This is a genomic window from Salipiger bermudensis (assembly GCF_017309175.1).
Taxonomy (GTDB): domain Bacteria; phylum Pseudomonadota; class Alphaproteobacteria; order Rhodobacterales; family Rhodobacteraceae; genus Salipiger; species Salipiger bermudensis.
Map to the genome: position 1 here is coordinate 114,950 of NZ_JAEKJV010000011.1, position 26,742 is coordinate 141,691.

Sequence of the window (26,742 nt, forward strand, 5' to 3'; positions counted from 1 at the left end):
GGCCGGACGGTCCGGCCCCGTTCCCCCGCGGCTATCAGATCAGGGTTAAGACGGTCTTGAAGTGCGCATCCCAGCTTGGCGGGGCGAATGCCGCCGCAGCGTTTGGTGCCACGCCCCGTCCTGCCCGGTGATCCTCGGCCATCGTTCTTATCAACTGGGTCCAAAGATACCGCTCCGTCACAGGAGCGTAAACGGGAATATCCCCAAGCCCTTCGCGCAGCACCGAAAGGTTGCTCGCAAGCACCGGCACCCCCAGTCCTGCGGCCTCCAGCGGGGGCAGACCGTAGCCTTCGGCGAGGCTCGGGAACAGCAGCCCGGCGCTGCCCTTCAGCAGCGCCGCGACCTGCCCGTCATCGAGGCCCGGCAGTTCGTGCACGCCGGCGATGCCGGCATCGAGCCGGGCGAAGATGGCGTCGTTGTTCCAGCCGCGGCTGCCGCAGATCAGCAGATCGGCGGCCGGTTGCTCCTGCTCCCAGATGTCGAGCAGAAGCGCGTGGTTCTTGCGCGGCTCGATGGTGCCGAGCGCGACGAAATAGGGCCGACCGGTCCACGGCCCGTCGGGGGGGCTGGTCGGCACAGGCAGGTCGACGCCGAGATGCGCGATGACGCTTTGTGCCGCGCTGTCGGGCAGGTGTCGGCGTAGGTCGCGCTCGGTTTGCTTCGAGTTGCAGATCACCAGATCCGCATGGCGCCCGACCCGCGAGAGGAAGCCCGCGAAACGCTCGGGAATGCCGGGGCGCTGGTGCTCAGGCACATCCAGCGGCAGCGTGTCGTGCAGCAGGACGGCGATGCGGCAGCCGTGGACGTCGCGAAGCGCGGCAACGGTGCGGTCGGTCAGGTTGGTGTGGCCGGTGTTGAGGTAATGGGTGTCGGCGGGCAGGTGCGTGCGGAGCATCGCGCCGAGCTCGCGCGGCAGGCAGCGGCCCACGGCCACCGAGCGCAGCGCGCGTTCGGCCCCGGCACGCCCGGGATCGAGCTTGCGCAGCCGTGCCAGAAGATCGGGGGCGGGCCAGTCGCCGCCATCGATGCGGCGCTTCAGTTCGGCGCAGCCACGCTGGTCCAGCAGCAGGTAGCCCAGAGAACTGCGCACCAGCCCAAAGAGCGGGCCGGTGCGCAGCAGTTGCCTCAGATAGGCGTATTCAACCCGGTCGATCCCCGTGAAGGGCCGCCCGGCGCGCGAGACGAGGCGCGTCAGATCCAGAAGGCGCGGGGGCGGATCAGCCCTCGTAATGTCCATTCTGGTGCCAGCGCCATGCGTCGGCGATCATCTGCGGCATGGTCGAGCGATCCGGCGTCCAGCCGAGCTCGGCGGCGGCGCGGGTCGAGCCCGAGACCAGCTTGGTGGCGTCACCGGCTCGGCGCGGGCCCTCGGAATAGGGCACCTCGCGGTTGGTCACCGCGCCCGAGGCGTCGATCACCTCGCGCACCGAGAAGCCCTTGCCGGTGCCAAGGTTGAACACACGGCTCTCCTTGCCGTCCTGCAGCCACTTCAGGCCCAGCACATGCGCATCGACGAGGTCCATCACGTGGACGTAGTCGCGGATGCAGGTGCCGTCGGGCGTGTCGTAATCGGTGCCGTTGATGGTCAGTGCGGGGCGCTTGCCGTCGATCGCCTCGAGCATCACCGGGATCAGGTGGGTCTCGGGGCGGTGATGCTCGCCCACCTCGCCCTCGGGATCGGCACCGGCCACGTTGAAGTAGCGGAAGATCACCGATTTCAGGCCGTAGGCGGCACCGAAATCGCGCAGGATGTCTTCGACCGCACGCTTGGAGGCGCCATAGGCATTGAGCGGCTCCTGCGGCGTGCCCTCGTCGAGCACCACGTTGTCATGCTCGCCATAGGTGGCGCAGGTCGAGGAGAATACGAAGCTCAGGCAGCCCGCCGCGGTGGCGGCCTCGATCAGCGTCAGCGAGCCCTCGACGTTGTTGCGCCAGTAGCGGCCCGGCTCGGACATCGCCTCGCCGACCTGGCTGAGGGCGGCGAAATGCATCACCGCCACCGGTTGGTACTGCGCGAACACCGCGTCGAGGCGGGAGCGGTCCGACAGCTCGCCCTGCTCGAACGGGCCGAACTTTACGGCGTCCTTCCAGCCGGTGACGAGGTTGTCATAGGTCACCGGCGTGAAGCCGGCGGCCTTCAGCGCCTTGCAGGCGTGCGAGCCGATATAGCCCGCACCCCCGGTTACCAGTACATTGGACATGTTTCGGTCTTTGCCCGCTTATTGCGCGGCCTTGCGGGCCGAAACCACCTCGTGGAGGTAGGCTTCGAGATCGTCGCGCAGATCGTCGCGCGACAGGCCGAAGGCGACGGTGGCCTGCAGGAAGCCCGCCTTGGAGCCGCAATCGTAGCGCTGGCCGTTGAAGCGGTAGCCATAGACGCCTTCGTCGCCATTGATCTCCTTGGCGATGGCATCGGTGAGCTGGATCTCGCCGCCGGCGCCGGTGGTCTTGGCGTCGAGGTTCTCGAGGATCTTCGGCGACAGGATGTAGCGGCCGATCACCGCGAGGTTCGACGGTGCCTCGCCTGCCTTGGGCTTCTCGACCATGCCCTTGACCGAGACCATCGAGCCCATGTCTTCCTGCACGTCGAGGATGCCGTAGGCCGAGGCCTTGTCGGCAGGCACTTCCATCGCAGCGACCATGTTGCCGCCGGTTTCCTGATAGGCTTCGACCATCTGCTGAAGGCAGGGCTTGTCGGCTGCGATGACGTCATCGGGCAGCATCACCGCGAAGGGCTCGTCGCCGATCAGGCGGCGGGCGCACCACACCGCGTGGCCGAGACCCAGCGCCTTGTGCTGGCGGATATAGGCGATCTCGCCCGAGTCCATGTAGGTGTCCTTGAGAACGCCAAGCAGCTTGTCCTTGCCCTTGGCTTCAAGCTCCTGCTCGAGCTGCGGTGCGTGGTCGAAATAGTCCTCGAGCGCGCTTTTTCCGCGCGAGGTGACAAAGATGAATTCCTTGATGCCGGCGGCGCGGGCCTCGTCGATGGCGTATTGCACCAGCGGTCGGTCGACGAGGGTCATGATCTCCTTCGGCACCGACTTCGTGGCCGGAAGAAAACGTGTTCCGAGACCCGCCACCGGGAAGATCGCCTTGGTGACCTTGTTGCTCATAATATCCTGCTCCTAAAATCGTGACGCGACGTTGACACGCTCGCGCTGGTCTTCGTCTGATTCTGTACCATGTAAGGCCTAGAGCGCAAACTAGGCAAATTCGCGACAACTCCCTCGTAGATTGAGTGATTGCGGTGCCTTATATTTGGTCTTTGTTGTCGCGGACGGGCGCAACACGGGCATCTTCCGACCGCAGACGATCCTCGAAACTGTGCAGTTGGATCACTGGACCGACGCGCTCGCTGCGGCCCCAGAGCCCGCCGATCTGCTCCCAATATCCGTCCGCATGAAACCTGAGCGTGTGAAAGAGGGCCGTGTGAGAGAACCGGTAGGCGCTGACGATCTCACCATCCGCGGCGTAGCGGGCGGCGTCTCGGCGCATGGCCGCACGGTTCCAGACCCGTCCGGAGAGCACGCGGCGAGGCGCGCCGGCGCGGCCGGGATAGGCGAGAAACGGCAGGCGCGCCTCGGGGATCGGCGGCAGGTTGCCGAACGGCCTTGCGAGCCCTTCGGTCCAGCCACGGTCGAGGCTGCGCATCAGGCGCACGACGTCGTCCGGGCCGAGCGGGCCACGCTGCAGAGAGCGCAGCAACCGGTGGCGCTGTGCATCGCGCAGGGCCAGCCACGCCATGCGACGCTCGGCTTCGGGGCAGTGCTTGGCGAGGAAGACGGCGAGCGAGGCACCGATCTCGGTGAGGTCGCGCGGGCTGCGGTCGGCGGCGCGGCGCGGGCTCTCGGCATAGCCGTGATGCACCTCGGCCAGCGGCACCACGGCCACGGCATGACCCGCGGCGGCGTGGCGCATGTCGAGATCTGTCTCGTCTAGGAAGAAGCGGAAGGCCGGGTCGAAGCCGCCCATCTCGGCCAGCACGCTGCGCCGATGCGCCATGTTGGTGCCCTGCAGCTTTATCGCGACACCGGGGCGGCCATGCAGGATGCGCGGTTCCGTGCCTTCGATGGGCAGGTCGCGCTCCTGCGCGCGGGCCGTGACGCCCTGCGCCCGCCACTGGTACTCGATGCCGTTGCGCCCACGCACATAGCCGCCCGCCGCCGTCACCTGTGGATCGGCGAAGGGGGCGCAGAGATGCGCGAGCCATGTCGGCTCGGGCACCGCGTCGTCGTCGAGGAAGGCGATCACCTCGCCGGCGGCCTCGGCGATGCCGAGATTGCGCGCCGCCGAGATGTTGGGCTCGTCGAATGCGACACGCTTGATCCGGTCCGCATCGGGGCGGGCGGCAACCGTGGCAACGCCCTCCGGGCAGGCCACCACGATCACCTCGTAGGCCGGATAATCGAGCTGGGCCACGCCGGTCAGGCAAAGCGACAATGCGCCGGGGCGGCCCCGGCTCACGATCACAACGCTGACCGGGAGCGCGCCCATCGACGCGTCAGCCTTCCTTCAGCTCCACGCCCGGGGCGTAGGCGATGAAGAACGGGTTGGCGAATTCCGGCTTGCCGTAGGCCAGCGGGGTGTGGTCGTCGAAGCGCACCACGCGACCGCCTGCACCGCTGAGCACGGCGTGGCCTGCGGCGGTGTCCCACTCCATGGTGCGGCCGAGGCGCGGGTAGAGATCCGCCTCGCCGGTGGCCACGAGGCAGAACTTCAGCGACGAGCCGGCGCTCTTGGAATCGCTGACCTGATACTTGTTGATGTAGTCGTCGGTGGCCTCGTCGCGGTGCGACTTGGAGGCCACCACCATCAGCGCGCTGTTGTCCGCGTCCGAGACCTTCATCGGCTTGGTCTCACCCACCGTCTCCTTGTCGAAGGGGCCGGTCTCTTCGACCGAGGCGCCGGTGGCGGTGGTGTAGAACATGCGGCCCTTGGCGGGGGCATAGACCACGCCGCGGGTCGGCACGCCTTCTTCGACGAGCGCGATGTTCACGGTGAAATCGCCGCGGCGCTTCACGAACTCCTTGGTGCCGTCGAGCGGATCGACGATCAGGAAGGTCATCACCTCCTGGGTGTGGCTGTCGGCCTGTTCCTCGGTGACCAGAGCGACGTCGGGAAAGGCTTCGCGCAGGCCGGCGGAGATCAGCGCGTCGGCGGCCTCGTCGGCCTCGGTGACCGGGCTGGCGTCGGATTTCGACTTCACCTCGAAATCGTCGCTTTCGTAAATCTCCATGATCTTGTCGCCGGCTTCCAAGGCGAGGCGGCGCATGACCCGAACAAGAGTTTCGTAATTCAAAGTGGTTCTCCTTTACCGCGGCGGCGCAATGTTTGCGTTGGCAGCCACGAATCCTTATGCTTTCCTCAACCAAGATGGGCAAGAAAGACCCGTCGCACTCGCCGGCACCGGAGCAGTTTTGCCATGTTTCAGACCACGAAGCCGCGCTCGCGGCTGGGTTCCGCGCTCTACATCTCCGAGTTGATCTACCACAATTCGGTACGCGCTGTCCGCCGGACCCATGGCAACGCCTTCATGGCGATCTTCATGAACATGCTGCAGACCATCATCTTTGTGCTGGCCTTCTACTTCATGTTCCAGATCCTCGGCATGCGCAGCACCGCGATCCGCGGCGATTTCATGATCTACATCATGACCGGCGTGTTCCTCTACATGACCCATACCAAGACGCTGAGCGCGGTGGTGGGCTCGGAGGGGCCGGCCAGCCCGATGATGCAGCACGCTCCGATGAACACCGCCATCGCCATCGCCTCGGCGATGCTGAGCACGCTCTACATTCAGATCCTCAGCCTCGTGTTCATCCTCTTCATCTACGATGTGGCCTTCAATCCCTTCGTCATGCAGGAAATCCACGATCCCATCGGCTGCATGGCGATGATCCTGCTGTCGTGGTTCTCGGGCGCGGCGATCGGCATGGTGTTCCTTGCCGCCAAGCCGTGGTTCCCGACCCCGGTGCAGATCCTCTCGACGGTTTATCAGCGCGCCAACATGATCGCCTCGGGCAAGATGTTCGTGGCAAACACGCTGCCCAGCTACATGCTGGTGATGTTCGACTGGAACCCGCTGTTTCACACCATCGACCAATCGCGCGGCTATGCCTTCGTCGACTACAACCCGCGCAACTCCGATTGGGAATATGCGCTTTACCTGTCGCTGGTTCTCATCATGATCGGTCTCATGGGAGAATTCTACACGCGCAAGCACGCCTCGGCGAGCTGGAGCGCGCGGCGGTAAGGCCCGCCTGCCACGGGGCCGGCCCGCGAGTTCGAAAGTCTCAAAGGAGGGTATCCGATGTTCAGATCCGTACTGTTCTGCCTGGCGATCTGCCTCGCCGGCGCGAGCGCCGCGCAGGAGGCACCCGCGCTCTACGATGTTACCGGCGTGGCGAGCGACGATCACCTCAACATCCGCGCCGAGCCCGAGGCCGGGGCCGCGCAGATCGGCACGCTCGCGCCCGACGCCACCAATATCGAGATCACGGCCATCAACGAGGAGGGAACCTGGGGCCGGCTCAATACCGGCGAGAGCAGCGGCTGGGCGTCGCTCTCGTTCCTCGAGATGCAGCCGGGCAGCGCCATGCCTGATGCCGCCGAGGTGGGCTGCTTCGGCACCGAGCCGTTCTGGAGCTACCGGGTCGACCCGGACAGCATCGCGAGCTGGTCCGAGCTGGGAGAGGATCCGGTGACCCTGCTGGCGGGCGACACCCGGCGCGTCGATGCCGGGCTGCACCCGTTCGTGTCGGTGGCGGCTGCGCCTGACCTTCAGGCCATCCTCGTAATGACCCCGAAATTCGCCTGCAGCGATGGCATGTCCGACCGGCTCTATGGGCTGGGGGCCACGCTGGTGCTGACCGGCAAGGTCAGCCGCGCGGTCACCGGCTGCTGTATGCTGACCTCGAACTGAGAACATCCCAACGGATCCATGCGAAAAGGCCCCGGCGGGTGCCGGGGCCTTGCAGGCGGGTTTCAGGTCGCGATCAGTTCACCGACTTGCTGTCGACCACGTCCTTTTCCAGCGCCGGAGTGCCGGAGGCGCGGGCGATTTCGATCCGGCGCGGCTTCAGGGCCTCGGGGATCTCGCGCTTGAGGTCGATGTGCAGCATCCCGTTCTCGTGCACCGCACCGGTCACGCGCACGTGGTCGGCGAGGGTGAAGCGGCGCTCGAAGGCGCGGGTGGCGATGCCGCGGTGCAGGTAGCTGCGGGCCTCGTCTTCCTCGGCCTTGCGGGCCGACACTACGAGCTGATGCTCTTTCAGTTCGACCGACAGGTCATCATCTGCGAAGCCTGCCACGGCGATCGAGATGCGGTAGGCATCGGCGGCGGTCTTCTCGATGTTGTAGGGCGGGTAGGTCGGCTGGGCGACGTCGCTGGTCAGCGCCCGGTCCATCAGGTCGGCGATCTGGTCGAAGCCGACGGTTGCGCGATAAAGCGGTGCGAAATCAAAGTGACGCATGGGTCATCCTCCATTGAGCGATACCATATGTGATGCGCCTTCCCGGCATGGGACAGGCGGCTTGAACGCTCCGGAGCCCTGTCTCAGGCACTCCGGATATCTCTTAGTTGGGGAGGCGATTTGTGGCTTTCAAGACCTTCGGCTCAGGGCTTCACGAAGCGCGCGCCGATGCCGTCGCGGTTGCTGCCGCCGACGGTGATCCGGCGTGCGCCGGAGGTCACCTTGGGGCGCGCGTCCTCGCGGTTGAGGCGCTGCCGCAGCTCGGAAACCAGGGCCGGCAGGCTCGGGCCGAAGGCCTCGCCGCCAGCGTTGCCCGAGGAGATCACCGACAGGATGCGCAGCCGTGCGTTCTCGCGCACGAAGACTGGCGCCCCCGACGATCCGAAGGTCACGTCGCAGTCGAACCCGAGGATGTCATCGCGGTAGCGCTCGGTGAGTTCGCAGTCCGGCTGGCGCGAGAGCACCTCCTCGCGGCCGCGTCCGTATGAGACCACGCTCACGCCGGTTCCCGGCGAGGGGGTCTCGTGGATGCGGAAGGGATCGGCCTCGGCGCTCGAGACCGGCTGTTCCAGCTTGAGCAGCGCGACATCGGTCGCGACCGCCGTGCCGGAGGTCATCGACCCGCCAGCGGCCAGCTCGGCGGCGTAGCGCTCGGGCACGGCCCAGCGCTCCACCCGGCGTTCGGTGATGGCGCTGCCGTGGTGATAGCCGGCACGGAAGGTCATGCCACGGGCCGGGTAGGGCTGGCGCGTGGCGGTGTCGTAGACGCAATGCGCAGCGGTGAGCACGAGATCGCGGCCGATCAGGGCGCCGGTGCAGAAGCCTTGGGGCATGTCGAGCCGGCCCACCGCCTCCCAGCCGAGCATGTCGCCACGGCTTTCCATCACGTCGAACACGGCGCGGCTCTGCGCGTACGCAGCCGCGGACAGGCTGGCGAGCGCGATGCCGGCAGCGGCGAGATATCTTACGGCGTTATGAATTTTGCCCCCGTTTCCCGCCGCATTCCGGCGTCGAGTGTCTGGCGGACCGCGTCGGTGTCCAGCGCGGCGCGCAGTGGCGCCAGCGCGCCCTCGATCTCGGCGCCAAGAGCCACCGGGAGGCCATCGGCCTCGGCCTTGGCCGAGATCACCGAAACGATGACCGGCGCGTCCTCGGGGCCCGAGAAAACCGGAGAGCCGGAGGCGCCGAAATCGACCTCGCAGGACAGCACCATCATGCGGCTCTGCAGGTCGAGCACACCGCAGAGCCCCTGCCGCGAGGGTGCCTCGGAGCGGTCATGTGCGTAGGAGACCACGCTCACCTCGCTGCCGACCGCCGGGTGCGGCCCGGTGGCGAAGGGCCGGATGGTGGTGTTGCGGATCGGCAGCTGCAGCTCGATCAGCGCAACGTCGCTGCTGACGCGGTGGCCGTCCTTCGGCGCGGTGAAATCATAGGAGGGATGCGCAACCGCCCGGCGCACCCGGCGATAGGCGGCGGCGCGGCCATTGCGCCAGCCGGCAAGGAACTGGATCTTCTCGGCCGGGATGCGCGCGCCGGTCTCGGCATCAAACAGGCAATGCGCGGCGGTCAGCACCAGATCCGGGGCGATCAGCGCCCCGGTGCAGAACGCCTTTCCCGCCAACTCGAGCCGGCCCACGGCCTCCCACGGGCGGCCGTCTTCGCGGCTCTGCATCGAAAACAGACTGCCATCCGCCCATGCGGGACCAGACAGGCAGATCAAAAGGACTGCCAGAAATAGACGCACCGAGACTTCCCCTTCTCACGCCCTTCAGGGGTACCGGCGGTGTTTGTCAAAAATTGGGCGCAACCGCGCCGGGCAGGAGCCCCGGCGTTACTCCGCCAAGGCCCGCGGTTTTGGTCCGCCGGTGGCCCAATCGAGCAGTTCGACCGTATGCACGACCGGCACCCCGGTGCCCGAGCCGATCTGCATCATGCAGCCGATATTGCCGGCGGCGATGATGTCGGGCTGCTTGGCCTCGAGCGTGCGCACCTTGCGCGCCTTGAGCTGGCCCGAGATCTCGGGCTGCAGCAGGTTGTAGGTGCCGGCGCTGCCGCAGCACAGATGGCTGTCGGCGGGTTCCACGACCTCGAAGCCCGCGCCTTTCAGAAGCGCCTTGGGATGGGTCTTGATCTTCTGACCGTGTTGCAGCGAGCAGGCGGCGTGATAGGCCACCCGGATCGGCCCGCTGCCCTCCGCGCCGGTGGGCTCGGCCATGTCGGTGCCGGCGATCTCGGCCTTGGCGAGGTTGCGCGCCGTGACGTCGGCCTCGGGCATCAGCTCGGCCAGCAGCTCGGAGATGTCGCAGGCCAGCTCGGAGACACGCGCCGCATCGCCGGCCAGCGCCGCGTCGGTGCGGAACATGTGGCCGTAATCCTTGACCGTGGTGCCGCAGCCCGAGGTGTTGATGACGATGGCATCCAGCCCGTCGCCGTCGATCTCGGCGCACCACGCGCGGATGTTGCGCGCCGCCGAGCCGTGGCTCTCGTCCTCGCGCCCCATGTGATGGGTGAGCGCGCCGCAGCAGCCGGCGCCCTTGGCCACCACCACCTCGCAGCCCAGCCGGGTCAGCAGCCGGATGGTGGCGTCGTTGATATCGGTGTTGAGCGCCTTCTGCGCGCAGCCGGTCATCAGCGCCACCCGTTTGCGGCGCGGGGCCTCCGGCGCAAAGCTCTGAGGGTCGTCGTTGCGGCTCACCGGCGGGATGGTTTTCGGGGCCATCTCGAGCATGGCGCGCAGGCGCGGATCGGGCAGCAGGCGGGCGAAGGGGCGGCCGAGCTTGGCCCCGGCCAGCGCCGCGCGGAACCGCATCGGGTGCGGGATGATGCGCGCCAGCAGCCAGCGCAGCGCGCGGTCGCTCCACGGGCGCTGGTAGTTCTGTTCGATATAGGCGCGGGCGTGGTCGACAAGGTGCATGTAATGCACCCCCGAGGGGCAGGTGGTCATGCAGGCGAGGCAGCTCAGGCAGCGATCGATATGCTTGACGGTCTTGGCGTCGGGCACGCGTTCGTTCTCGAGCATGTCCTTGATCAGGTAGATCCGCCCCCGCGGGCTGTCGAGCTCGTCGCCCAGCACCTGGTAGGTCGGGCAGGTGGCGGTGCAGAAGCCGCAATGCACGCAGGCGCGCAGGATCTCGTTGGCGCGCTCGGTGCCGGGGTCTTGAAGCTGCTGGTCGGTGAAATGGGTCTGCATGGAACTCTCAGGAGGTCATCATCCGGGCGGTTGCGAGCCCGAACCAGGGAAGGGGAGTGGCGCAGAGGCCGAGGATCGCGATGGCGCGGCGCGGGGCAGGGGCGGTCACGTGGCGCCGCAGGGTCAGTGCCATCATCGCAACTGCAAGCACCCAGGCAAACCACATCAGCGCCAGCGAAGACGCCGGCGCCGAGGGCTGCAGCACCAGCGCCAGCAGCGCGCTCGCCACCACCGCCAGCGCCAGCGCAAGCCGCGCCGTCAGGCCAGAGACCAGCCGCAGCAGCAGCGCGTAGGCCAGCGGACCGGCCACGAAGCACAGCGCGAAGGCGATGAAGGCGGCGGAACTCATGCCATCAGTCCGGGATTGAGCAGGCCCTTGGGGTCGAAACGCGCCCGCAGACCTGCGCTCAGCGCTGCCACCGGCGCGGGCTCGGGCTGGAAGGTCGGCACATCGCCGCTGGCGCGCACCGCCGTGGCATGGCCGCGGAACCCCGCGCCAAGCCTGTCGCGCGCGTCGGTGCCCTCGGGCAGCAGCGCCCAGATCAGCCCGCCGCCCCAGTCGAAGACCAGCGCATCGGCACCCAGCGTCGCCGCCAAAGCCGGCGCCTCGGACGGCGTGCAGGAGATCCGCCAGACATCGCCCGGCCGGCCGTGGAACGCCTCGACGTCGCGGACCGCTTTCCAGAGCGCCGCCCCGCGCGCCTCGTCAGTCTCCACCAGCGGCTGGTGCCGGGCGAAGAGCTCGGAAAGCCGCCCGCCGCGATAGGCCACCGACTCGGCAAAGCCCTCGATCCGCACCAGCGTCAGCGGAGAGCCCTCCGGCCCCTCGGGCAGATGCGCCGCGCCGCTCACATCAAACGGCGAGCCAAGCGCCTGCGACAGAACCGGCACCGCCTCCTCCGGGCTCAGCCCGGCCAGCACCAGCGTCGCGGTGGCGGCCGGTTTGGGCAGCACCTTGAAGGAGATCTCGGTCATCACGCCCAGCGTGCCCCAGCTGCCCGCCATCAGCTTGACGAGGTCATAGCCGGTGACGTTCTTCATCACCCGGCCGCCATTGCTCACCACGCGGCCCGCGCCGTCGACGAAGCGCACGCCCAGCATGAAGTCGCGGCAGGCCCCGGCCTGCACCCGGCGCGGCCCCGAGACGTTCGCCGCCGCCACGCCGCCGATGGTTGGCGCGCCTTCGGTGCCCAGCAACCCGCGATGGTCCATCGGCTCGAAGGCCAGCCGCTGGCCCTCGCTCTCGAGCGCAGCCTCGATCTCGGCCAGCGGTGTGCCGGCCTTGGCGACCAGCGTCAGCGCGCCCGGCTCGTGCAGCACGATGCCCGACATCGCCCCGGTCTCCAGCAGCTCGCCGGCGCTCCTCCCGACCGCGCGGGTGCCGCCGCCGCGCACCCTCAGCGGGCCACTTGCGTCCCGGATCATCTCGGCCAGCTCGGTCTCTGTCTCAGGTCTCATGGTCTTCTCTGGTTCAAAAATACCTCGGGAGAGTCCGCGCCGCGCGCGGACGGGGGCAGCGCCCCCGGCTATTCGGCTGCCACCGCGCGCCGCGCTTCGGACACCGCGAGCGGGAATACCTTGGCGGGGTTCAGCAGCCAGCCCGGATCGAAAACATCCTTCACCGCCATCTGCGCCTCGAGATCCGCGGGCGCATATTGCACCGTCATCAGGTCGCGCTTCTCGATGCCCACGCCGTGCTCGCCGGTCAGGCAGCCGCCGACCTCGACGCAGAGCTTCAGGATTTCCGCCCCCAGCGCTTCGCATTTCTCGAGTTCGCCGGGCTGGTTGGCGTTGAACAGGATCAGCGGGTGCATGTTGCCATCGCCGGCATGGAACACGTTGGCCACCTCGAGCCCGACCTCGCGCGACAGCTCACCGATGCGGCGCAGCACCTGCGGCAGGGCCGAGACCGGGATCGTGCCATCGAGGCACATGTAGTCGTTGATCTGCCCCATGGCGCCGAAGGCGCTCTTGCGGCCAAGCCAGATGCGACCGGCCTCGTCGGCGTCCTGCGCCTCGCGCAGCTCCACCGGATCGTGGCGGCGGGCAATCTGGGTGATCAGCCCGAGCTGCTCGGCGATCTCCGCCTCCGAGCCCTCGACCTCGACGATCAGAAGCGCCTCGCAATCGGGATAGCCCGCCTTGGCAAAGGCCTCGCAAGCCACGATGCAGGGCCGGTCCATGAACTCGATCGCCACCGGCAGCACGCCCGCCTTGATGATGTCCGACACGCATTCGCCCGCCACCTCGTTCGAGTTGAACGCGATTAGCACCGGGCGCGCCCCCTCGGGCTTGCGCAGGATGCGCAGGGTGGCTTCCGTCACCACGCCAAGCTGCCCCTCCGAGCCGCAGACGAGCCCCAGCAGGTCGAGCCCGCCAGGATCGAGATGCGCGCCGCCAAGTTCGATCACCGTGCCGTCCATCAGCACCATGGTGACGCCCAGCAGGTTGTTGGTGGTGACGCCGTATTTCAGGCAATGCGCCCCGCCCGAGTTCATCGCGATATTGCCGGCGATGGCGCAGGCCAGCTGCGACGAGGGGTCGGGGGCGTAGAAGAAATCCTCTTCCTCGACGGCGCCGGTGACGCTGAGATTGGTGCGTCCGGTCTGCACCCGGATGAAGCGGTTGTCGTAATCGGTCTCGAGCACCTCGTTCATCCGCGCCACGCCAAGGATGACCGAGTCCGCCGTCGGCAGCGCGCCCCCGGCCAGCGAGGTGCCGGAGCCGCGCGGCACCACCGGCACGCCCTCCTCGTGGCAGATGGTCAGAACCGCCGAGACCTCTTCGGTGGTGGCGGGCAACACCGCGCAGAGCGGCGGGCAGCGATAGGCGGTCAGCGCGTCGCACTCGTAGGCGCGGGTCTCGGCCTCGTCGTCGATCACCGCGTCTGCGGGCAGCACCTCGCGCAGGCGCGCAACGATCTCGGCCTTGCGGGTCAACACCCTGGCGTCGGGCTCGGGCATCTGCATCTGAGGGTCCTCCCTTGGAATTGGTAAAGTGATATAACCAATTTGCCGCGCCCGCGCCAGACATTTTCCGGCCCGCGCTGCTGCGACGCGGCAGCGTCTTGCCATCGGCGGGGAAACGGTAGCACTACTGGGCCATGGACTGGGTAAAGATCATACATCTTCTCTGCGTGATGGGCTGGATGACCTCCATCTTCGCGGTGCCGCGCGCGCTGATCTACTGGAAGCGCGAATATGCCAAGCTGGGCGAGTTCGGCCCCTTGGGCGACCTGACCATCCGGCTCTACCGCTTCTCGGCAGGGTTGGGTGTGATCGCGCTGATCACCGGGCTGGTGCTGGCGCAGCTCTGGGCCTGGGCGCCGTGGATCCACCTCAAACTGACGCTGGTGGCGCTGCTTGCCGGGCATTACGTCTGGACCGGCAGGCTGGTGATCCGTGCCAAGCGCGGCGAGTTCCGCGAATCCGACCTGTTTCTGCGCATCTTCAACGAGATCAGCGTGGTCGGCGTGATCGCCGTGCTCTGGGTCGTCGTGGTCAAGCCGTTCTGATCGATGGGGTGGCTCGACCAGCTTGGCTATTTCAGCCTGCTCGACCTTGCCGGGACTGTGCTGCTGGTGACGGGCTGGCTGCTGTGCTCGTGGTTCGTCGAACATCCGCCGAGCTGGCGGCCCTCGGTGTCACGGCTGATGGCCAATTACCGGCGCGTCTGGATGGTGCAGTTCGTCACCCGGCAGCCGCGTATCTTCGATTCGCAGATCGTCGCCTCGCTGCGTCAGAGTACCGCCTTCTTCGCCTCGGCCTCGATGATCGCCATCGGCGGTATCTTCGCGCTCCTGGGCAATACCGAGCAGCTGCGCGGCGTGGCCGGTGACCTGACCGACGGCGTGGCGCCGGTCTTCGTCTGGGAGGTGAAGCTGCTGCTGCCGCTGCTATTCGCCGCCAATGCGTTCCTGAAATTCGTCTGGTCGAACCGGCTCTTCGGCTATTGCTCGGTAATGATGGGCTCGGTGCCGAACGAGCCCAGCGATCTGGCCTATGCCCGCGCCGCCAAGGCGGCCGAGATCAACATCTTCGCCGCCAAGAGCTACAATCGCGGCCTGCGCGCGGTCTATTTCGGCATCGCCTCGACCGGCTGGCTGATCGGCCCGGAGGCGCTGCTTGTCGCCACCATCGTCACGCTGGTGATGATCCTGCGCCGCGAGTTTGCCTCGCAATCGCGCGAAGTGCTGCTCCAGAGCGAACCCGAGGGCTGAGCAGGCGCGTCTAGTCGACGGCGCGGATCAGCTTGCGTTCGAGGACGCGGAGCACGGTGCGCAGGTCGTGGCCACGCTTGAGCACCTGTCCTTCCATGCTGATCACCGCGTATTGCCCCTGCTTGCTGCGCAGCTTGGGGCGTTTCTCGATGCGGTAGAGCGGGTGTTCGGCGGTGCGGCGAAAGACCGAGAAGATCGCGACGTCGCGCAGGCTCGAGATGCCGTAATCTCGCCATTCGCCGGCTGCGACCATGCGCCCGTAGAGCGAGAGGATGACGTTCAACTCGGTCCGGTGAAAGGCCACGACGTCCTGCGCGTGGCCGGGGCCCGGAAAAGGCGTAAGGCTGTTCATGACCTAAAGCTGCGCCTGATATCGGCGCAAATCAAGAGTCTCGCTGCTCAAATGCCGGTCATCTCGCCTGCGGTGCCACGGAAATTGCCGCTCAGCCGGTCGGCGGAGCCCCCTCCGAGACCGTGATGGGGCCGCCATCTGCCGGGAAAGTCAGTTCGAACCAGCCGCCCTTCGCGAGGCTCCGGGTGTCGAGCAACCGCGCCCGCCGGCGCAACGCGGTCAGCGTCTCGTCATGCGGCACGCCGCGATAGGCGCCGTCGGCGGTCGAGACCGCGACCACCCGGTCGCGGGCGTCCGCTGGGATCTCGGGCAACACTTCGGAGAGAACCGCATCGGGGGTGCCGTTGTGGCTGCCGTGATGGCTCACCTTGAGGAAATGCGCCGGGCGCAGCGCCTGTTGCGCCTCCATGAACGCCCAGCTGCGCTCCTCGGCGTCGCCGGGAAAGAGCAGCCGCCAGCCGCGCCATTCGAACTCGAACACGATGCTGGAATCGTTGGCTGCCCGGTCGATGTGGAAGAGATTGGCAAAGCTCGATGCCGCGCGGAAGGACAGCAGATCGGCGAAGTCGCTGTCGCGCACGCCCTCTGGCGCGGTCAGCGTGGCGCTGGCAGGGGCGCCTGCATCGCCATCGGCCAGCCGCAGGCCGAGAGCGCGGGGCTTCAGGCGGCCGTAATAGACCGAACAATCCTGCTCGGGCGCCAGCACGCGGAGAGAGGCGTCCCGGAACGGCTGCGGCAGCGTGGGCGCGCTTTGGCGCGAGACGTAGTGCGGCGCGGCGGGCGCGCTCATGTCGCGGATGTAGTCCACGCAATCGGCGCTGGCGCGCGGGTTGTTGATGCCGAGCAGGATGTCCATGCCGAAGGGCAGCGCACCGGACATGCCGCGTGCCGCCTCGGCGATGTCCTCGAATGCGTCGAGCGCCAGCCGCCGTTTCCTGCGGGCCTCTGGATGGGCGCCGTAATAGCTCGGTTCGCTCGAGGCGGTCATCCAGACGCTGCGGGCGCGCAGCTCGAGCCCGTCCTTTCGGGCGGCCATCAGCGGTCCCTGGATATGGTCGAGATGCTCGTGCGTCATGATGTAGAGGTCGAGCGGCGCCCCTGCGAGCCGGGCGTGGATGTCGCGCAGGACGGCGCGCAGGGTGTCGTCATCGCCATGTGTGCCGGTCAGCGCGTTGCCGGCGTCGATCAGCACCGTACGGGTGACATCGGCGCCGGTCGCGTCGGTGTCGGGCAGGCTCAGGACAACCGCGTCGCCGAAACCGACATTGTAGAGGCGCAGCGTCAGCCCGGTCATGACCGGCCCGCCATGTGAAGCTGCTGACCAAGGCCGCACAGGCGTAGGCTGCCATCCGGCAGCGCGGTGGCGTCCCGCGCGAGGTCTATGGTGCCATCGGCGATGCAGGCCTTCAGGAAGCCGCGGCGCATCCGGTCGCTGACCTGCCGGTCGCGCGCGCCGCCATGCGGGCCGAGGCGGCTGTTGGTGACCACGGCGCGGATCTCGCGGCTCTCCCAGCCGATGGCGAGGGTGGTGCCGAAGGTGACGTTGAGGGGCTCGGGAATGCCGGCCCGGTCCAGCACGAACTCGTCCTCTTGCCAAGCCACCTTGAGGATCAGCTCGCGGGTGTCGACCCGGCCGCCGCCCTTGCGCCACGTGGCCTTGGTCACGTCAAGCCGGGGCCGCAGGGTGAGGCTGGCACCTGCGGGCACGTAGAGCGCCGCGCGGTGCCGTTCGGCAAAGACCAGCGCCGCGGCATCGTCGGAGAGCAGCGCCTCGAGATCGTCGCCCGGTTCGAGCGTCAGGCGCGGTGCCACCGGGGCGAGATCGGCGGCCTGCGCCACGATCTGCCGGGTCAGGCATTCGGCGGTGAAGGCGGCGCGCTCTTCGGGGCTTTGCGGGTTCGAGGCGGTGTCGGCGGCGATCAGCGCGCGGGCGTAGTCGGCAAAGGAGATCTCGCCCGGCGGCAGGTAGTCGAGCGCCCGGAAGGCGATGCGGCGCAGCCGGCTGGCGGCGCGGAACAGCACCCTGCCGGAGCGGCTGAAGCGCTCGTCGGCCTGCTCTGCCTCGGGCACCTCCGCGAGTTCCTCGGCCATCTCGGTGTCGAAGACCCAGAGCATCAGCGCGTAGAGCGTTCCGGTCAGCACCTCGCTCAGCGCGTGCGGCGTGGCGCTGGGCACGCTGGTCATGGTGCGGTCGTTCATCAGGTCGCGCAGCGGCTGGATACGGCCGCTGCGGGCACGTCCGAATTGCTCGGCGATGGCGTTGAAGGCGCCGGGCTTGCGCAGGTCGCCGCCATTGTCCTCGAGCACCAGCGTCGCCAGCCGGCTCGATTGTGCCGCGAAGAGCATCGCGGTGATGTCGGCGATGGCCTCGTGCAGCGCCAGCGATTGCGGCGAGGTGGCGTCGTAGAGATCCGGCGCGATGCCGTCGAGAATGGCATGGGCGGTCTCGTGTGCCACGATGTCGGGCGACAGGCAGGTGTAGACCGTGGTCTCTTCATCGGCGATGACACCGTCGAAATAGAAGAACTGCAGGCTGCGCGACGCGCGGTGGTAGAAGGCGTTGGCCATGCGCCCGGCGCGTGGCACGACCAGAAGCTGCGGCCCGTCAAAGGCCCAGACCAGCGGGCGGCCCAGCACGTCTTCCTCCTCGAACATCGCCATCGTGGTGCGGATCGCGCCGAACACCGAAACCTGCTGGAAATCCCGCGCCGCCATGTCGTTGCGGTCGGCGACCTGCCACAGCCCGCGTGTCCGGCCGCGTCCGGGCGGCAGGAAGGGCGCGCCGGGCAGGAGCGTGCCGTCGTCCGGATCGAGGTCGAGCACCGCCACCCGGGTAGAGATCGGCCCGTCGCGCAGGGTTTCCTCGAGCGTGAAGTGCCGACCCTGCATCAGCCCCGACCTCGGGCGCGACAACAGGGACATGGCCGGGTCGGCGGCGAGGAATTCGACCTTGACCGGGATCGCCATGGCTCAGCCTCCCGGAACGACCGAGAACAGGACAGGGGCGCCCGAGCTCGGGGTGCCAGCAAAGCTCAGCCGGTAATGGCCGGGGGTTGGGCGCGGCGGCAGCAGCACCCGCAGCTGGCTCACCGGGGCGCCTTCGTAGCTGATCGCCACCGGCTCTCCCAGCGGCGCGAAGGGGGCGGTCTCGTCGGCAGTGAACTCGACAACCACCTCGCCGCTGATCGCGCTGGTGGGGGCGGGGGCAAGGATCAGGAGTTCGACCTCCTCGTCCGGGCGCAGCACCAGCGCCTGCACCGACAGGTCGAGCATTGCGGCCGCCGCGACCGGCGGGGTCGGGAAGCGCTGGCCGAACAGCCGGTAGAGCACCGCCGAGAACTCTTCGCGGCGGAAGAACTTGCTGTGTTCGCCGCGCACCAGTTGCTTCTGCGTGGCCTTGCCGAAGGCGCTCCACATCGGCACCGTGCCGTCGCCCGCGTCGTCGGTCAGGGTCGGGATGACCTGTCCCGGCGCCACGTTGATCCGGGTGCAGGTGCGGTGCCCGGCGCCGCCGAAGAACAGGTATCGCACGCCCGGTGGCTGGCTGCCCTCTGCGAAGCTCTGGTGCACCCAGGCCACGCGCGCCACCAGCGCGGGGTCGAGCCCCACCGCCTGCGCATCGCCCAGATCGTAGATATTGAGCGGCCCGAGCGTGCTGTCGGTGAGGTTCCAGCAGGCATCCTCGCCGGGCGCCGGCAGCAGTTGATAGGCCGAGGGGTATCGGTGATCGGCGGCATAGGTCCGGAAATCCGCCGCCGAGATACCGAGATCGCCCTCGAGCCCGAGGATGCGCACCAGCGCCATCGGCGCGCCCAGATGCGGGGTGCCGAGGGTGAAGAGCGTATCGACGAGGTCGAACCACGGCTCGGCGCGGAAGGTATCGGGTTCGAGCACCAGCCGCGCCACCAGACCGCCCATCGAATGTGCCACGATGGCGATCTCGGTCGCTCCTGCTGCGGCCAGCGCACCTAGGCGGTGCGCCAGCGCCCGGGCGGTGATTTCCAGATCCAGCCGCCAGTCATAGTGGAAGATCTCGAGCCGTTGCGTGGCGCTGCCCTCGGTGAAGCCGATGCCGTTGAGCTGATCGATCAGCGGCTTGTAGACATCGAGGCAGCTGACCTTGCGGATGATGTCGGTCGACACCAGGTCCTCGCGCATGAGCTCGGAGAGCCGCTTGTAGCCAAGCACCACCTCGGAGGGTTTCGGCGGCCAGACCTGGTCGCCTCCCGGTGTCTCGAGAACGGAGCCCTGAACTCCCGGTACCAGTACGACGCACTTCATCAGCCGATCTCCCTTCGGTCAGGACTTCGTTGCTTGGATGGTGCAGCCGCAGCTGCAGGCCTGGGGCGGCAATGGTGCCCCCCATGTCAGGCCGGTATGGCCCAGAATGCCGTTGCGCATGTAGGTCATGCGGTCGTCGATCTCGGATGTGGGGGCGCCGATGCTCCAGCCCTGTCCGCCAAGGTCGCTCAGCGCGCGGGTCAGCGGATGGCCATAGCGGTTGGGGAGACCGCAGGAGATCACCGCGCGGCTGTCGGCGTGGTGCGGATCGGGCGGCGGGGTGCCGGGCGCGGCCCCGCCGTGATGCGCGACCACAAGCGAGCGCACCCGGCGCGGGCGGCCGCGATTGAGCGAAGGGATGTCGGCATAGCCTGCGTCGCCGGGCAGAAGGATGGCATCTGCCCCTCCCGGCCCTTCGACCCAGACCGCGATGCCCGAGCGGTTCTGGCCGCTGCCGGTGCAACGCTCGAGCGTGAGGGCGCCGTGCCGCAGCGGTCGGCGCCCGTTCCAGACCAGCAGCGTTCCGTTGCTCAGGATGGCCTGCGCCATGGCGCTCTGCGGTCCCGGTCCAAGCTTCTGGTTCGGCGCGATCCAGACCAGCTGCTGTGCCTGCGGCGTCTTGTTGGCGCCGTGAAAATGATCGTAATGCCAGTGGCTGAGGATCACCGCCGGGCCATGCACAAGGCAGAAATCCTGCATTGCCGAAGGGTAGGTTCCGGCATGGCGCAGCACGCCCGCGCCGAGGTCGACATAGGCGCACACATCGCCGCTGCCATCGACAAGCGCCGCGGCGCTGCCCTGTCCGACGTCGAGAACCACGACGCCTTCGATCGGAACGGATGGCAGCACCGACCGAAGCGTGCGGCGCTGGGCCAGGTGTTCGTTCAGCCGCGTGGCGCGGGTCAGGCGGTCGCGCGTCGGGGCGGCCAGCGGCTCTGCCTGCATCGTTACCGGTCGCCCCTCGCTCTCGATGCTCTCATAGAGCAGGCCGGCCCCGTCGGGGTCGGCGCGGAGCCTCAATTCGACCCAGTCGCCGCGCGCCTCCCGCGTCGCCAGCCAGTGCCGTGCTTCGCGCGCCGGACGCGTGTCCTCGGGAAACTGCGCGGCATCGATCTCGAGTGCGTAGACCGGCAGATGCTCGACCAAGGCTCCGTAGCCACGGATGGCGTCCGGGAAGCCGAGCGCGGTCGCGCCGTCGAGGGCATCGGCGTCCACCGCATCGAAAAGCTCGCGCGTGTCGGGAGAAAAGCCGATCGACAGGGCATAGAGCCGCGACGGTGTTTCAGAGTCGAATGACGGTCCAAAGAAGCGGTTGGGCATATCGGTGGATCTAGAAAGAGGAATTTCTAAGATTGAAATGCCGTCAGCGTACTACACCTTTGGGCGATCTCAAAGCCTCGGCTGCGAGAGGGTGAGGCCCCAAGATGCGTTTGAGCGCAGTGCCGCGGGCGCGACGCCGTCTTCTGGTCGCTGCAGGGGCCTTTGGGAGGGGCGGCGGGCAGGCGCCCTGCGTGGCACAGATCCTGCCAGGACGACCCGCAACGCCCCCCCTCCGGCAGGCTTGCGGGAGGGGCGCGGGGCCATGAAGAGAGGGCGTGAGCCGGTTTCGCGGTGCGAGGCTTCGGAGCTAGCGGTGCCCGACCCAGCCACGATCATCGGTGAAGGCCCGGGCGTCGCTGATCCGGACCGGGCCGTAGCCCTCGGGCTGGTCCACCGGGGCGTCGAGCGGCCGGGCCGCGGCGGCGAAAAGCACGTTGGCCCTGTTCCGTTCGCTCACCGGCCCCTGCGCCACCACGACATGTGGGTAGAGCTCGGTCAGGATCGCATGAACACCCCTTGCCAGCGGGCCGTCGGGGGCATCGAGCAGGTTCACGTAGACGGGGCCTTCGACGATGTCGCGCAGCCGCACGAAGGTCTCGCGCGTGACCAGATGCGCCGGCACGGACCCGGAAGAGAACGCATCCATGACCACGGCGTCAAAGCGCGTCTCCGTCTCGTTCAGGTAGACCCTGCCATCGTCATGTACGATGCCAAGCCGCCCGGCAGCGCTGCCGCTGTCAGAGGCATCGTAGCCGGCGGCATCGATCATCGCGGAGGCGCGCGGCATGTGACTGCGCACGACATCGGTCACCAGCGGATCGATTTCGACCGCGACGGCCCGCGCGTCGGGCCGTGCGGCAAGCAGTTTTGTCGGCAGCGTGTAGCCACCGCCGCCGATGAACAGCACCGAGGGCGCCGGCCCGAGGTCGTGCGCCATCCGCGACCAGAGCCAGTCGGTATAGCCGAGGGCGAGCGGGACCGAGCCATGCCCGAGCTCCTGCGGTGCGCTGCGCTCTGCCGCCTGCACGGTGCCGTCCGACACCAGGAAGATCTCCGGCCCCTTGCGGGCGATGTCGAGGCAGGACAGGCCCGATTCAAACTCGCAGGCCGGCGTTCCGGCGAGACCGGCAAAGCCAACGAACCCAGCCGCGGCGAGGGTGACGACGCGATTGTCGGGCGGGCCGCCGCGCAGGAACGGCAGGCAGAGCAGCGTGAGCACGCCGCAGGTGGCAAAGGTCGCCGTCGATCCGATCAGCGGCAGCGTCACGAACCCCGCGAGGATCGCGCCCACGATGGCGCCGACCGAGCCGGCGGCAAGTACAAAGCCCAGCGACGAGCCCTCGCGCCCCGGTCGCGCCTCCATGGCGAGCTTGGCCAGCAGGGGCGACGGCAGGGTGACCAGCACCGAGGCCGGGAAGAACACGAGGAAGACGCTGAGCATCATCCCCTGCGTGCCGCGCGCGCCCCAGTTGTGCAGCAGGCCGAGCAGGGTCGGAGAGGCGGCCATCAGCACCGCCGTTCCCACGAGCGCGCCGCGCGTGGCGCGCAGGGCGGCGTCGCGCGGTCGTTCTGCGACGATGCCGCCAAGGGCGCTGCCAAGAGAGAAGCCGCCAAGCACCGTCGCGATCACGGTGGTCCAGGTCAGAAGTGAGGTTCCGAAAAATGGCGCAAGCACCCGGCCGGCGGCGATCTCGTAGGTGAGCCCGACGGCGGACAGCACCAGAATGAGCGCGATGGTAAGCGGAAAACGAATGGCGGGCTCCTGTGAAACGATATGGGGGCGTCGGCTGCGACCCCGTTCGGCAATGCCTGTCGCGGTATTGTCCAGAAACCCGCCTCTTTCAAACGCTGCAAGAGCGATCCGGGCGCCCAGCCACCGAGGTCGCAGCTTTGTGACCGCGAAACCGGTCGCACGGGGCTGCCGACGGTCGGGCAGGCAAGCTCAAGGGGCGCGCCCGAACCGGGGTCGCACGCCGCAGGACGTCTCAGCGCCTCGTCCGGCAGCCGTCGTGATTGGGGGCTCTCCGGGGGCGGGGACCACGCGTCGGATTTTCCGGGAACCCTCCAGCGGTGGAAGGTCGTTGAGCATGAAACGGCCAAGCCGACGGAGCTGCCCGATGCCAAGTTCTCTTCGGAAAAGCCCATCTGCATGGGCATCCTGATGGGCGCGAGCGACCGCTTTGCCTTTGCCGAGACCGGCCCGGCTGTCGTCAGTGCCGGACGCGATGCCGCCGCGACTGAGATCGGCGGCGATCAGGTTCAGTTGGAACGCCACGGCGAGGGCAGCGTCCCCGACGGCCCGGGCTACTCCGCCGCCTTCCGTGGCCCCTACACCTGCGAAGGAGATTGAGAATGCCCAAGGACACCGCCAAGACCGCCATCCTATACCGCATGGTCATGCCCGACCATCTTTGTCCCTTTGGCCTCAAGTCCAAGGATCTGCTCGAGCGTCAGGGCTATCATGTTGAAGACCATCATCTGACCACCAAGGACGAGACCGAGGCCTTCAAGCGTGAACATGACGTGAAGACCACGCCGCAGACCTTCATCGATGGCGCGCGCATCGGCGGCTATGACGATCTGCGCGTGCATTTCGAGCTCGATCCGCCCAAGGAGGAGCAGAGCGAGACCAGCTACCAGCCGGTGATCGCGATCTTCTCTGTGGCGGCGCTGCTGGCGCTGGGGCTGTCATGGCATCAGTACGGCACGATCTTCACCCTCCGCGCGGTGGAGTGGTTCATCTCGCTGTCGATGGCGATCCTCGCCATCCAGAAGCTGCAGGACATCGAGAGCTTCTCGACCATGTTTCTCAACTACGACCTGCTGGCCCGGCGCTGGGTGCCCTACGGCAAGATCTACCCGTTCGGCGAGGCACTGGCGGGCATCCTGATGACCGCCGGAGCTCTGACCTGGATCTCGGTGCCGGTGGCGCTGGTGATCGGGACAATCGGCGCGGTCAGCGTGTTCAAGGCGGTCTATATCGACAAGCGCGAGCTGAAATGCGCCTGCGTGGGCGGGTCGTCGAACGTACCGCTGGGCTTCGTGTCGCTGACCGAGAACGTGATGATGGTCGTCATGGCCCTGTGGATGGGCGCGCGGGCGTTCATCGGCTGACAGGGTTGTGCGCTTGACCTCTTCGCAGCGGATGGGACAGATTGCAGGGGTCTCATCTTCGGAGAACCCGTGCGTCTGTTCTTCCTTCTTCTCTTGACCGGCTGTCTTGCCGTGCTCGCCCTGCCAGGGGCGGCCATGGCGCATGGCGCGACGGGCGAGGCCGAGATGGTGCACATGGCCGGATGCCCGGAGTGCCCCGATGTTTCCGAGGCAGCGGACGGTCCCGCAAGCGGCGCTCGGCAGGATTGCCCGCACCTGACCGGCTGCGCGGCGATGGTGCTCATGGAAACGGCGGTCGTGCTGCCGCTGAGGCGCGCGCCACAACCGCGCTATCGCTTGCCCGGCTCTTGGCGGATCGTCGGGACGCCGATGCCGACAGACTTGCCGCCTCCGCGCGGCTGACCTTTCCAGCGTCACCACAGGAGCACTGCTATGCACCTGTAAACCGTTTCGCACCGGGCTGTTGCCCGTGTGCGCGGAGAGGATCCAAGCCATTATGAACACCTACATCATCTCCGGGGCGATCGGCCTCGGCCTTGCTGCTGTCTGGGCCTATGTCGGATCGAACCCGACCGCCCCCGCAACCCCGCCGGAGACAGGCGGAACCGCCCTTGCCGAGGTCACTGTCCCCGACAGCCTCTCGGCCGAGGCGCAGATCGGAGAGCGCGCCTTCGACGCGGTCTGCGCCGCCTGCCACGGCGACAACGGCGCGGGCGTCGACGGCTCGGGCCCGCCGCTGGTTCACAAGATCTACGAGCCCTCGCATCATGCGGACATGGCCTTCTTCATGGCGGTCGAGCGCGGCGTGCAGGCGCATCACTGGTCGTTCGGGAACATGCCGCCGCAGCAGGGGCTGACGCGCGCCGATGTTGCCGGGATCATCACTTATGTGCGTGAATTGCAGCGTGCCAACGGGATCGACTGAGATGACTGGATTGACCATGACACGCCGTGCGGTCTGCGCCGGCCTCGCCGCAGCCGCAGTCGTCCGACCGGCTTTCGCGAAGTCCGCGACCGAGCTGACCGCTCGCAAGGCCTCGGTCCAGCTCGCGCCCGAGGGCTACCCGGCCACCGAGGTCTGGAGCTATGACGGGTCCATCCCCGGCCCGATGATCCGCGCGCCCCAAGGCGCCCGCCTGCAGCGCAGGCTGGTGAACGCGCTCGACGTATCGACCTCGGTGCACTGGCACGGCATCCGCATCGACAACGCCATGGATGGGGTCGCGGGGCTCACGCAGTCGCCTGTCGCGCCGGGGGCCAGCTTCGACTACGACTTCACGCTGCCGGATGCCGGAACCTACTGGTATCACGCCCACACCAACTCGATGGAGCAGGTGGCACGCGGCCTCTCGGGGGCGCTGATCGTCGACGAGGCCGAGGCGCCGGATGTCGACCGCGACGAGGTGCTGATGCTGGACGACTGGCTGATCGATCCCGAGACCGGTGGCTTCATGGAGCCCTTCGCTCACCCGATGATGATGAGCCATGGCGGACGCACCGGGAACCTCGTTGGCGTGAACGGTCGCTTCGATTTCGCGCTGACCGCCCAGAGGCACGAGCGCCTGCGCCTGCGGCTGATCAATGCAGCCAACGCCCGGATCTTCGTGCTGCGGCTGCAGGGCATGGCCGGCTGGACGGTGGCGCTCGACGGGATGCCTCTTCCCGCGCCGGAGGCCGTCGAGGGAGAGATCGTCCTCGCCCCGGCGCAGCGGGTCGATCTGATCGTTGATGTCACCGCCGAAGAGGGCAGCCCCGCCGGGCTCTTGATGGCGCAGGACGACGACAGCTGGGTGGCGCTGGCCGACATGACCGTCTCCGGCAGCAGGGCCCGGGTCGCACGCCCCGAGCCGGCGGCGCTTCCGCCCAATCCGCGCACCGACCTGCCCGATCTCGCGCAGGCGCGGCAGTTCGAGATGGCGATGGAGGGCGGCGCCATGGCCGGCATGGAGAGCGCGCTGTTCGAGGGCGAACGTCTGGGCTTCCGCGAGCTCGTGTCGCGCGGACAGTTCTGGGCGCTGGCCGGTCAGGTGGGCCGCAGCGACACGCCCTTCGCCAGCCTCTCGCGGGGTGAGACGGTGCGGCTGCGCCTGAGCAACGACACGGTCTTTCCCCACGCCATGCACCTGCACGGGATGCATTTCCGCGAGCTTCGCGGCGATGGCAGCCTCGGCCCGCTGCGCGACACCATCCTGAGCCTGCCGCAGGAACCGCTCGAGATCGCCTTCGTGGCGGATAACCCCGGGAAATGGCTGTTTCACTGCCACATGCTCGCCCATGCGGCCTCCGGCATGACCACGTGGATCGAGGTCGCCTGACCGGATCAAACAGCAGAAGAAGGACCAACAGCAATGAAGAAGACGGCAATTGTCCTGTCGATCATCGCGACCGGCAGCGCGGCGCTTGCGCATGGCGGCGTCAAGAACAGGGACGTGCTGGCCCGCATGGAGGTGATGAGCGCGATCGGCCAGCAGATGAAGGTGATCGGCAGCATGGCCAAGGGGGAGGCGGATTTCGACGCGGACGCCGTAAACGCGGCGCTGATCGAGATCGCAGCGCAATCGGCGCAGGTGCCCGCGATGTTCGAAACCCCGGCAACGGACCCGAAATCCGAAGCGCTGCCAGTGATCTGGGAGCAATGGGACCGTTTCACCGAAGACGCGCGCGAGGCAGAGACCGTGGCCGAGCGGCTCGCCGGCAGCGTCTCGGACCCGTCCGATCTCGGCCCGGTGCTCGGGCAACTCGGGGCGACCTGCAAGGCCTGCCACGCGACTTACCGAGAGTAAGCCCCCCGAAG

Annotated in this window: 28 protein-coding genes; 10 read left to right on the forward strand and 18 right to left on the reverse strand. The window is 67.8% G+C overall.

The genetic code is table 11. The annotated features are described in order from the left end of the window. Window positions 1–34 precede the first annotated feature (34 nt). The 5 genes from JF542_RS15715 to cysQ all read right to left on the reverse strand — a co-directional run bounded on the left by JF542_RS15715 (window position 35) and on the right by cysQ (window position 5,299). Window positions 35–1,237, reverse strand: coding sequence for a glycosyltransferase family 4 protein (locus tag JF542_RS15715; RefSeq protein WP_207076525.1), 1,203 nt, complete (start codon window positions 1,235–1,237; stop codon window positions 35–37). Beyond that, window positions 1,218–2,201 carry a UDP-glucose 4-epimerase GalE gene (galE, locus tag JF542_RS15720; protein ID WP_207076526.1) on the reverse strand — a complete coding sequence of 328 codons (984 nt, stop codon included), beginning with the start codon at window positions 2,199–2,201 and terminating at the stop codon, window positions 1,218–1,220. Before galE ends, JF542_RS15715 begins: the two co-directional genes overlap by 20 nt. A gap of 18 nt (window positions 2,202–2,219) precedes the next feature. Next, window positions 2,220–3,113: a UTP--glucose-1-phosphate uridylyltransferase GalU gene (galU, locus tag JF542_RS15725; RefSeq protein WP_007796139.1), complete on the reverse strand. Its 894-nt coding sequence runs from the start codon at window positions 3,111–3,113 to the stop codon at window positions 2,220–2,222. 139 nt (window positions 3,114–3,252) lie between these two features. Then, a complete protein-coding gene (locus JF542_RS15730) occupies window positions 3,253–4,494 on the reverse strand; it encodes a glycosyltransferase family 2 protein (RefSeq protein ID WP_207076527.1) in 1,242 nt (413 codons plus the stop codon). Window positions 4,495–4,501: 7 nt separating this feature from the next. Continuing rightward, on the reverse strand, window positions 4,502–5,299 hold the full coding sequence (gene cysQ / locus JF542_RS15735) for a 3'(2'),5'-bisphosphate nucleotidase CysQ (RefSeq protein WP_207076528.1): 798 nt from the start codon (window positions 5,297–5,299) through the stop codon (window positions 4,502–4,504). A 123-nt stretch (window positions 5,300–5,422) separates the two neighbouring features. Here cysQ and JF542_RS15740 point away from each other — a divergent pair, with 123 nt between their 5' ends. Next, window positions 5,423–6,253 carry an ABC transporter permease gene (locus JF542_RS15740; protein ID WP_207076529.1) on the forward strand — a complete coding sequence of 277 codons (831 nt, stop codon included), beginning with the start codon at window positions 5,423–5,425 and terminating at the stop codon, window positions 6,251–6,253. Between the two features lie 57 nt (window positions 6,254–6,310). Beyond that, on the forward strand, window positions 6,311–6,922 hold the full coding sequence (locus JF542_RS15745) for a peptide-binding protein (RefSeq protein WP_207076530.1): 612 nt from the start codon (window positions 6,311–6,313) through the stop codon (window positions 6,920–6,922). Window positions 6,923–6,995: 73 nt separating this feature from the next. Here JF542_RS15745 and JF542_RS15750 read toward each other — a convergent pair whose 3' ends face one another. The 7 genes from JF542_RS15750 to JF542_RS15780 form a co-directional block, all read right to left on the reverse strand. Next, the gene (locus JF542_RS15750) at window positions 6,996–7,472 is read right to left on the reverse strand and encodes an Hsp20 family protein (RefSeq protein WP_007796153.1); all 477 of its coding nucleotides are present in this window, start codon (window positions 7,470–7,472) and stop codon (window positions 6,996–6,998) included. A 143-nt stretch (window positions 7,473–7,615) separates the two neighbouring features. Then, a complete protein-coding gene (locus JF542_RS15755) occupies window positions 7,616–8,368 on the reverse strand; it encodes a trypsin-like peptidase domain-containing protein (protein ID WP_207076531.1) in 753 nt (250 codons plus the stop codon). 68 nt (window positions 8,369–8,436) lie between these two features. Next, window positions 8,437–9,144, reverse strand: a complete 708-nt coding sequence (locus tag JF542_RS15760; RefSeq protein ID WP_207076532.1) for a trypsin-like serine peptidase — start codon at window positions 9,142–9,144, stop codon at window positions 8,437–8,439. Window positions 9,145–9,303: 159 nt separating this feature from the next. After that, window positions 9,304–10,662 (reverse strand): glycolate oxidase subunit GlcF, encoded by a 1,359-nt coding sequence (glcF, locus tag JF542_RS15765; protein WP_207076533.1) that lies wholly within the window; start codon window positions 10,660–10,662, stop codon window positions 9,304–9,306. Window positions 10,663–10,669: 7 nt separating this feature from the next. Beyond that, entirely contained in the window at window positions 10,670–11,011 is a 342-nt protein-coding gene (locus tag JF542_RS15770; protein ID WP_207076534.1) for a hypothetical protein, read from the reverse strand. After that, window positions 11,008–12,120, reverse strand: coding sequence for an FAD-binding protein (locus JF542_RS15775; protein WP_207076535.1), 1,113 nt, complete (start codon window positions 12,118–12,120; stop codon window positions 11,008–11,010). Before JF542_RS15775 ends, JF542_RS15770 begins: the two co-directional genes overlap by 4 nt. A gap of 68 nt (window positions 12,121–12,188) precedes the next feature. Continuing rightward, window positions 12,189–13,631, reverse strand: a complete 1,443-nt coding sequence (locus JF542_RS15780) for an FAD-linked oxidase C-terminal domain-containing protein (RefSeq protein WP_007796169.1) — start codon at window positions 13,629–13,631, stop codon at window positions 12,189–12,191. A gap of 134 nt (window positions 13,632–13,765) precedes the next feature. Here JF542_RS15780 and JF542_RS15785 point away from each other — a divergent pair, with 134 nt between their 5' ends. Both JF542_RS15785 and JF542_RS15790 read left to right on the forward strand, forming a co-directional pair. Beyond that, on the forward strand, window positions 13,766–14,176 hold the full coding sequence (locus tag JF542_RS15785) for a CopD family protein (protein WP_207076536.1): 411 nt from the start codon (window positions 13,766–13,768) through the stop codon (window positions 14,174–14,176). A 3-nt stretch (window positions 14,177–14,179) separates the two neighbouring features. Continuing rightward, window positions 14,180–14,881, forward strand: coding sequence for a DUF599 domain-containing protein (locus JF542_RS15790; RefSeq protein ID WP_040545221.1), 702 nt, complete (start codon window positions 14,180–14,182; stop codon window positions 14,879–14,881). 10 nt (window positions 14,882–14,891) lie between these two features. Here JF542_RS15790 and JF542_RS15795 read toward each other — a convergent pair whose 3' ends face one another. From JF542_RS15795 to JF542_RS15820, 6 genes are all read right to left on the reverse strand, one after another. After that, on the reverse strand, window positions 14,892–15,233 hold the full coding sequence (locus JF542_RS15795) for a DUF2794 domain-containing protein (protein WP_040545223.1): 342 nt from the start codon (window positions 15,231–15,233) through the stop codon (window positions 14,892–14,894). A gap of 91 nt (window positions 15,234–15,324) precedes the next feature. Beyond that, complete coding sequence (locus JF542_RS15800) at window positions 15,325–16,527, reverse strand: ComEC/Rec2 family competence protein (protein ID WP_207076537.1); 1,203 nt, start codon at window positions 16,525–16,527, stop codon at window positions 15,325–15,327. Continuing rightward, window positions 16,524–18,200: a gluzincin family metallopeptidase gene (locus JF542_RS15805; protein WP_207076538.1), complete on the reverse strand. Its 1,677-nt coding sequence runs from the start codon at window positions 18,198–18,200 to the stop codon at window positions 16,524–16,526. Before JF542_RS15805 ends, JF542_RS15800 begins: the two co-directional genes overlap by 4 nt. A gap of 3 nt (window positions 18,201–18,203) precedes the next feature. After that, window positions 18,204–19,514 (reverse strand): esterase/lipase family protein, encoded by a 1,311-nt coding sequence (locus JF542_RS15810; protein ID WP_207076539.1) that lies wholly within the window; start codon window positions 19,512–19,514, stop codon window positions 18,204–18,206. 18 nt (window positions 19,515–19,532) lie between these two features. Then, complete coding sequence (locus tag JF542_RS15815; RefSeq protein WP_207076540.1) at window positions 19,533–20,834, reverse strand: ComEC/Rec2 family competence protein; 1,302 nt, start codon at window positions 20,832–20,834, stop codon at window positions 19,533–19,535. A gap of 307 nt (window positions 20,835–21,141) precedes the next feature. Beyond that, the gene (locus JF542_RS15820; RefSeq protein ID WP_207076541.1) at window positions 21,142–22,554 is read right to left on the reverse strand and encodes a fused MFS/spermidine synthase; all 1,413 of its coding nucleotides are present in this window, start codon (window positions 22,552–22,554) and stop codon (window positions 21,142–21,144) included. A gap of 429 nt (window positions 22,555–22,983) precedes the next feature. Between JF542_RS15820 and JF542_RS15825 the strand changes: the two genes are divergently transcribed. The 6 genes from JF542_RS15825 to JF542_RS15850 all read left to right on the forward strand — a co-directional run bounded on the left by JF542_RS15825 (window position 22,984) and on the right by JF542_RS15850 (window position 26,731). Then, window positions 22,984–23,184 carry a hypothetical protein gene (locus tag JF542_RS15825; protein WP_207076542.1) on the forward strand — a complete coding sequence of 67 codons (201 nt, stop codon included), beginning with the start codon at window positions 22,984–22,986 and terminating at the stop codon, window positions 23,182–23,184. A 2-nt stretch (window positions 23,185–23,186) separates the two neighbouring features. Next, window positions 23,187–23,948: a MauE/DoxX family redox-associated membrane protein gene (locus tag JF542_RS15830; RefSeq protein ID WP_007796189.1), complete on the forward strand. Its 762-nt coding sequence runs from the start codon at window positions 23,187–23,189 to the stop codon at window positions 23,946–23,948. 69 nt (window positions 23,949–24,017) lie between these two features. Beyond that, window positions 24,018–24,350, forward strand: a complete 333-nt coding sequence (locus JF542_RS15835) for a hypothetical protein (protein ID WP_207076543.1) — start codon at window positions 24,018–24,020, stop codon at window positions 24,348–24,350. Window positions 24,351–24,444: 94 nt separating this feature from the next. Next, window positions 24,445–24,873, forward strand: a complete 429-nt coding sequence (locus JF542_RS15840; protein ID WP_207076544.1) for a c-type cytochrome — start codon at window positions 24,445–24,447, stop codon at window positions 24,871–24,873. A gap of 16 nt (window positions 24,874–24,889) precedes the next feature. Further along, a complete protein-coding gene (locus tag JF542_RS15845; RefSeq protein WP_207076545.1) occupies window positions 24,890–26,263 on the forward strand; it encodes a multicopper oxidase family protein in 1,374 nt (457 codons plus the stop codon). Between the two features lie 33 nt (window positions 26,264–26,296). Beyond that, complete coding sequence (locus tag JF542_RS15850) at window positions 26,297–26,731, forward strand: c-type cytochrome (protein ID WP_007796197.1); 435 nt, start codon at window positions 26,297–26,299, stop codon at window positions 26,729–26,731. Window positions 26,732–26,742: the final 11 nt, after the last annotated feature.

What these genes read in the sequence shown, in the direction of transcription:
- JF542_RS15805 (WP_207076538.1), bottom strand. Translation starts at nt 18,200, where the DNA reads ATGGCGATCCCGGTCAAGGTCGAATTCCTCGCCGCCGACCCGGCCATG.
- JF542_RS15830 (WP_007796189.1), top strand. Translation starts at nt 23,187, where the DNA reads ATGCCCAAGGACACCGCCAAGACCGCCATCCTATACCGCATGGTCATG.
- JF542_RS15785 (WP_207076536.1), top strand. Translation starts at nt 13,766, where the DNA reads ATGGACTGGGTAAAGATCATACATCTTCTCTGCGTGATGGGCTGGATG.
- JF542_RS15745 (WP_207076530.1), top strand. Translation starts at nt 6,311, where the DNA reads ATGTTCAGATCCGTACTGTTCTGCCTGGCGATCTGCCTCGCCGGCGCG.
- JF542_RS15790 (WP_040545221.1), top strand. Translation starts at nt 14,180, where the DNA reads ATGGGGTGGCTCGACCAGCTTGGCTATTTCAGCCTGCTCGACCTTGCC.
- JF542_RS15740 (WP_207076529.1), top strand. Translation starts at nt 5,423, where the DNA reads ATGTTTCAGACCACGAAGCCGCGCTCGCGGCTGGGTTCCGCGCTCTAC.
- JF542_RS15850 (WP_007796197.1), top strand. Translation starts at nt 26,297, where the DNA reads ATGAAGAAGACGGCAATTGTCCTGTCGATCATCGCGACCGGCAGCGCG.
- JF542_RS15800 (WP_207076537.1), bottom strand. Translation starts at nt 16,527, where the DNA reads ATGACCGGGCTGACGCTGCGCCTCTACAATGTCGGTTTCGGCGACGCG.
- JF542_RS15780 (WP_007796169.1), bottom strand. Translation starts at nt 13,631, where the DNA reads ATGCAGATGCCCGAGCCCGACGCCAGGGTGTTGACCCGCAAGGCCGAG.
- JF542_RS15825 (WP_207076542.1), top strand. Translation starts at nt 22,984, where the DNA reads ATGGGCATCCTGATGGGCGCGAGCGACCGCTTTGCCTTTGCCGAGACC.
- galE (WP_207076526.1), bottom strand. Translation starts at nt 2,201, where the DNA reads ATGTCCAATGTACTGGTAACCGGGGGTGCGGGCTATATCGGCTCGCAC.
- JF542_RS15840 (WP_207076544.1), top strand. Translation starts at nt 24,445, where the DNA reads ATGAACACCTACATCATCTCCGGGGCGATCGGCCTCGGCCTTGCTGCT.
- JF542_RS15795 (WP_040545223.1), bottom strand. Translation starts at nt 15,233, where the DNA reads ATGAACAGCCTTACGCCTTTTCCGGGCCCCGGCCACGCGCAGGACGTC.
- JF542_RS15845 (WP_207076545.1), top strand. Translation starts at nt 24,890, where the DNA reads ATGACACGCCGTGCGGTCTGCGCCGGCCTCGCCGCAGCCGCAGTCGTC.
- JF542_RS15810 (WP_207076539.1), bottom strand. Translation starts at nt 19,514, where the DNA reads ATGAAGTGCGTCGTACTGGTACCGGGAGTTCAGGGCTCCGTTCTCGAG.
- JF542_RS15770 (WP_207076534.1), bottom strand. Translation starts at nt 11,011, where the DNA reads ATGAGTTCCGCCGCCTTCATCGCCTTCGCGCTGTGCTTCGTGGCCGGT.
- JF542_RS15775 (WP_207076535.1), bottom strand. Translation starts at nt 12,120, where the DNA reads ATGAGACCTGAGACAGAGACCGAGCTGGCCGAGATGATCCGGGACGCA.
- JF542_RS15760 (WP_207076532.1), bottom strand. Translation starts at nt 9,144, where the DNA reads ATGCAGAGCCGCGAAGACGGCCGCCCGTGGGAGGCCGTGGGCCGGCTC.
- JF542_RS15730 (WP_207076527.1), bottom strand. Translation starts at nt 4,494, where the DNA reads ATGGGCGCGCTCCCGGTCAGCGTTGTGATCGTGAGCCGGGGCCGCCCC.
- JF542_RS15715 (WP_207076525.1), bottom strand. Translation starts at nt 1,237, where the DNA reads ATGGACATTACGAGGGCTGATCCGCCCCCGCGCCTTCTGGATCTGACG.
- JF542_RS15815 (WP_207076540.1), bottom strand. Translation starts at nt 20,834, where the DNA reads ATGCCCAACCGCTTCTTTGGACCGTCATTCGACTCTGAAACACCGTCG.
- glcF (WP_207076533.1), bottom strand. Translation starts at nt 10,662, where the DNA reads ATGCAGACCCATTTCACCGACCAGCAGCTTCAAGACCCCGGCACCGAG.
- JF542_RS15750 (WP_007796153.1), bottom strand. Translation starts at nt 7,472, where the DNA reads ATGCGTCACTTTGATTTCGCACCGCTTTATCGCGCAACCGTCGGCTTC.
- galU (WP_007796139.1), bottom strand. Translation starts at nt 3,113, where the DNA reads ATGAGCAACAAGGTCACCAAGGCGATCTTCCCGGTGGCGGGTCTCGGA.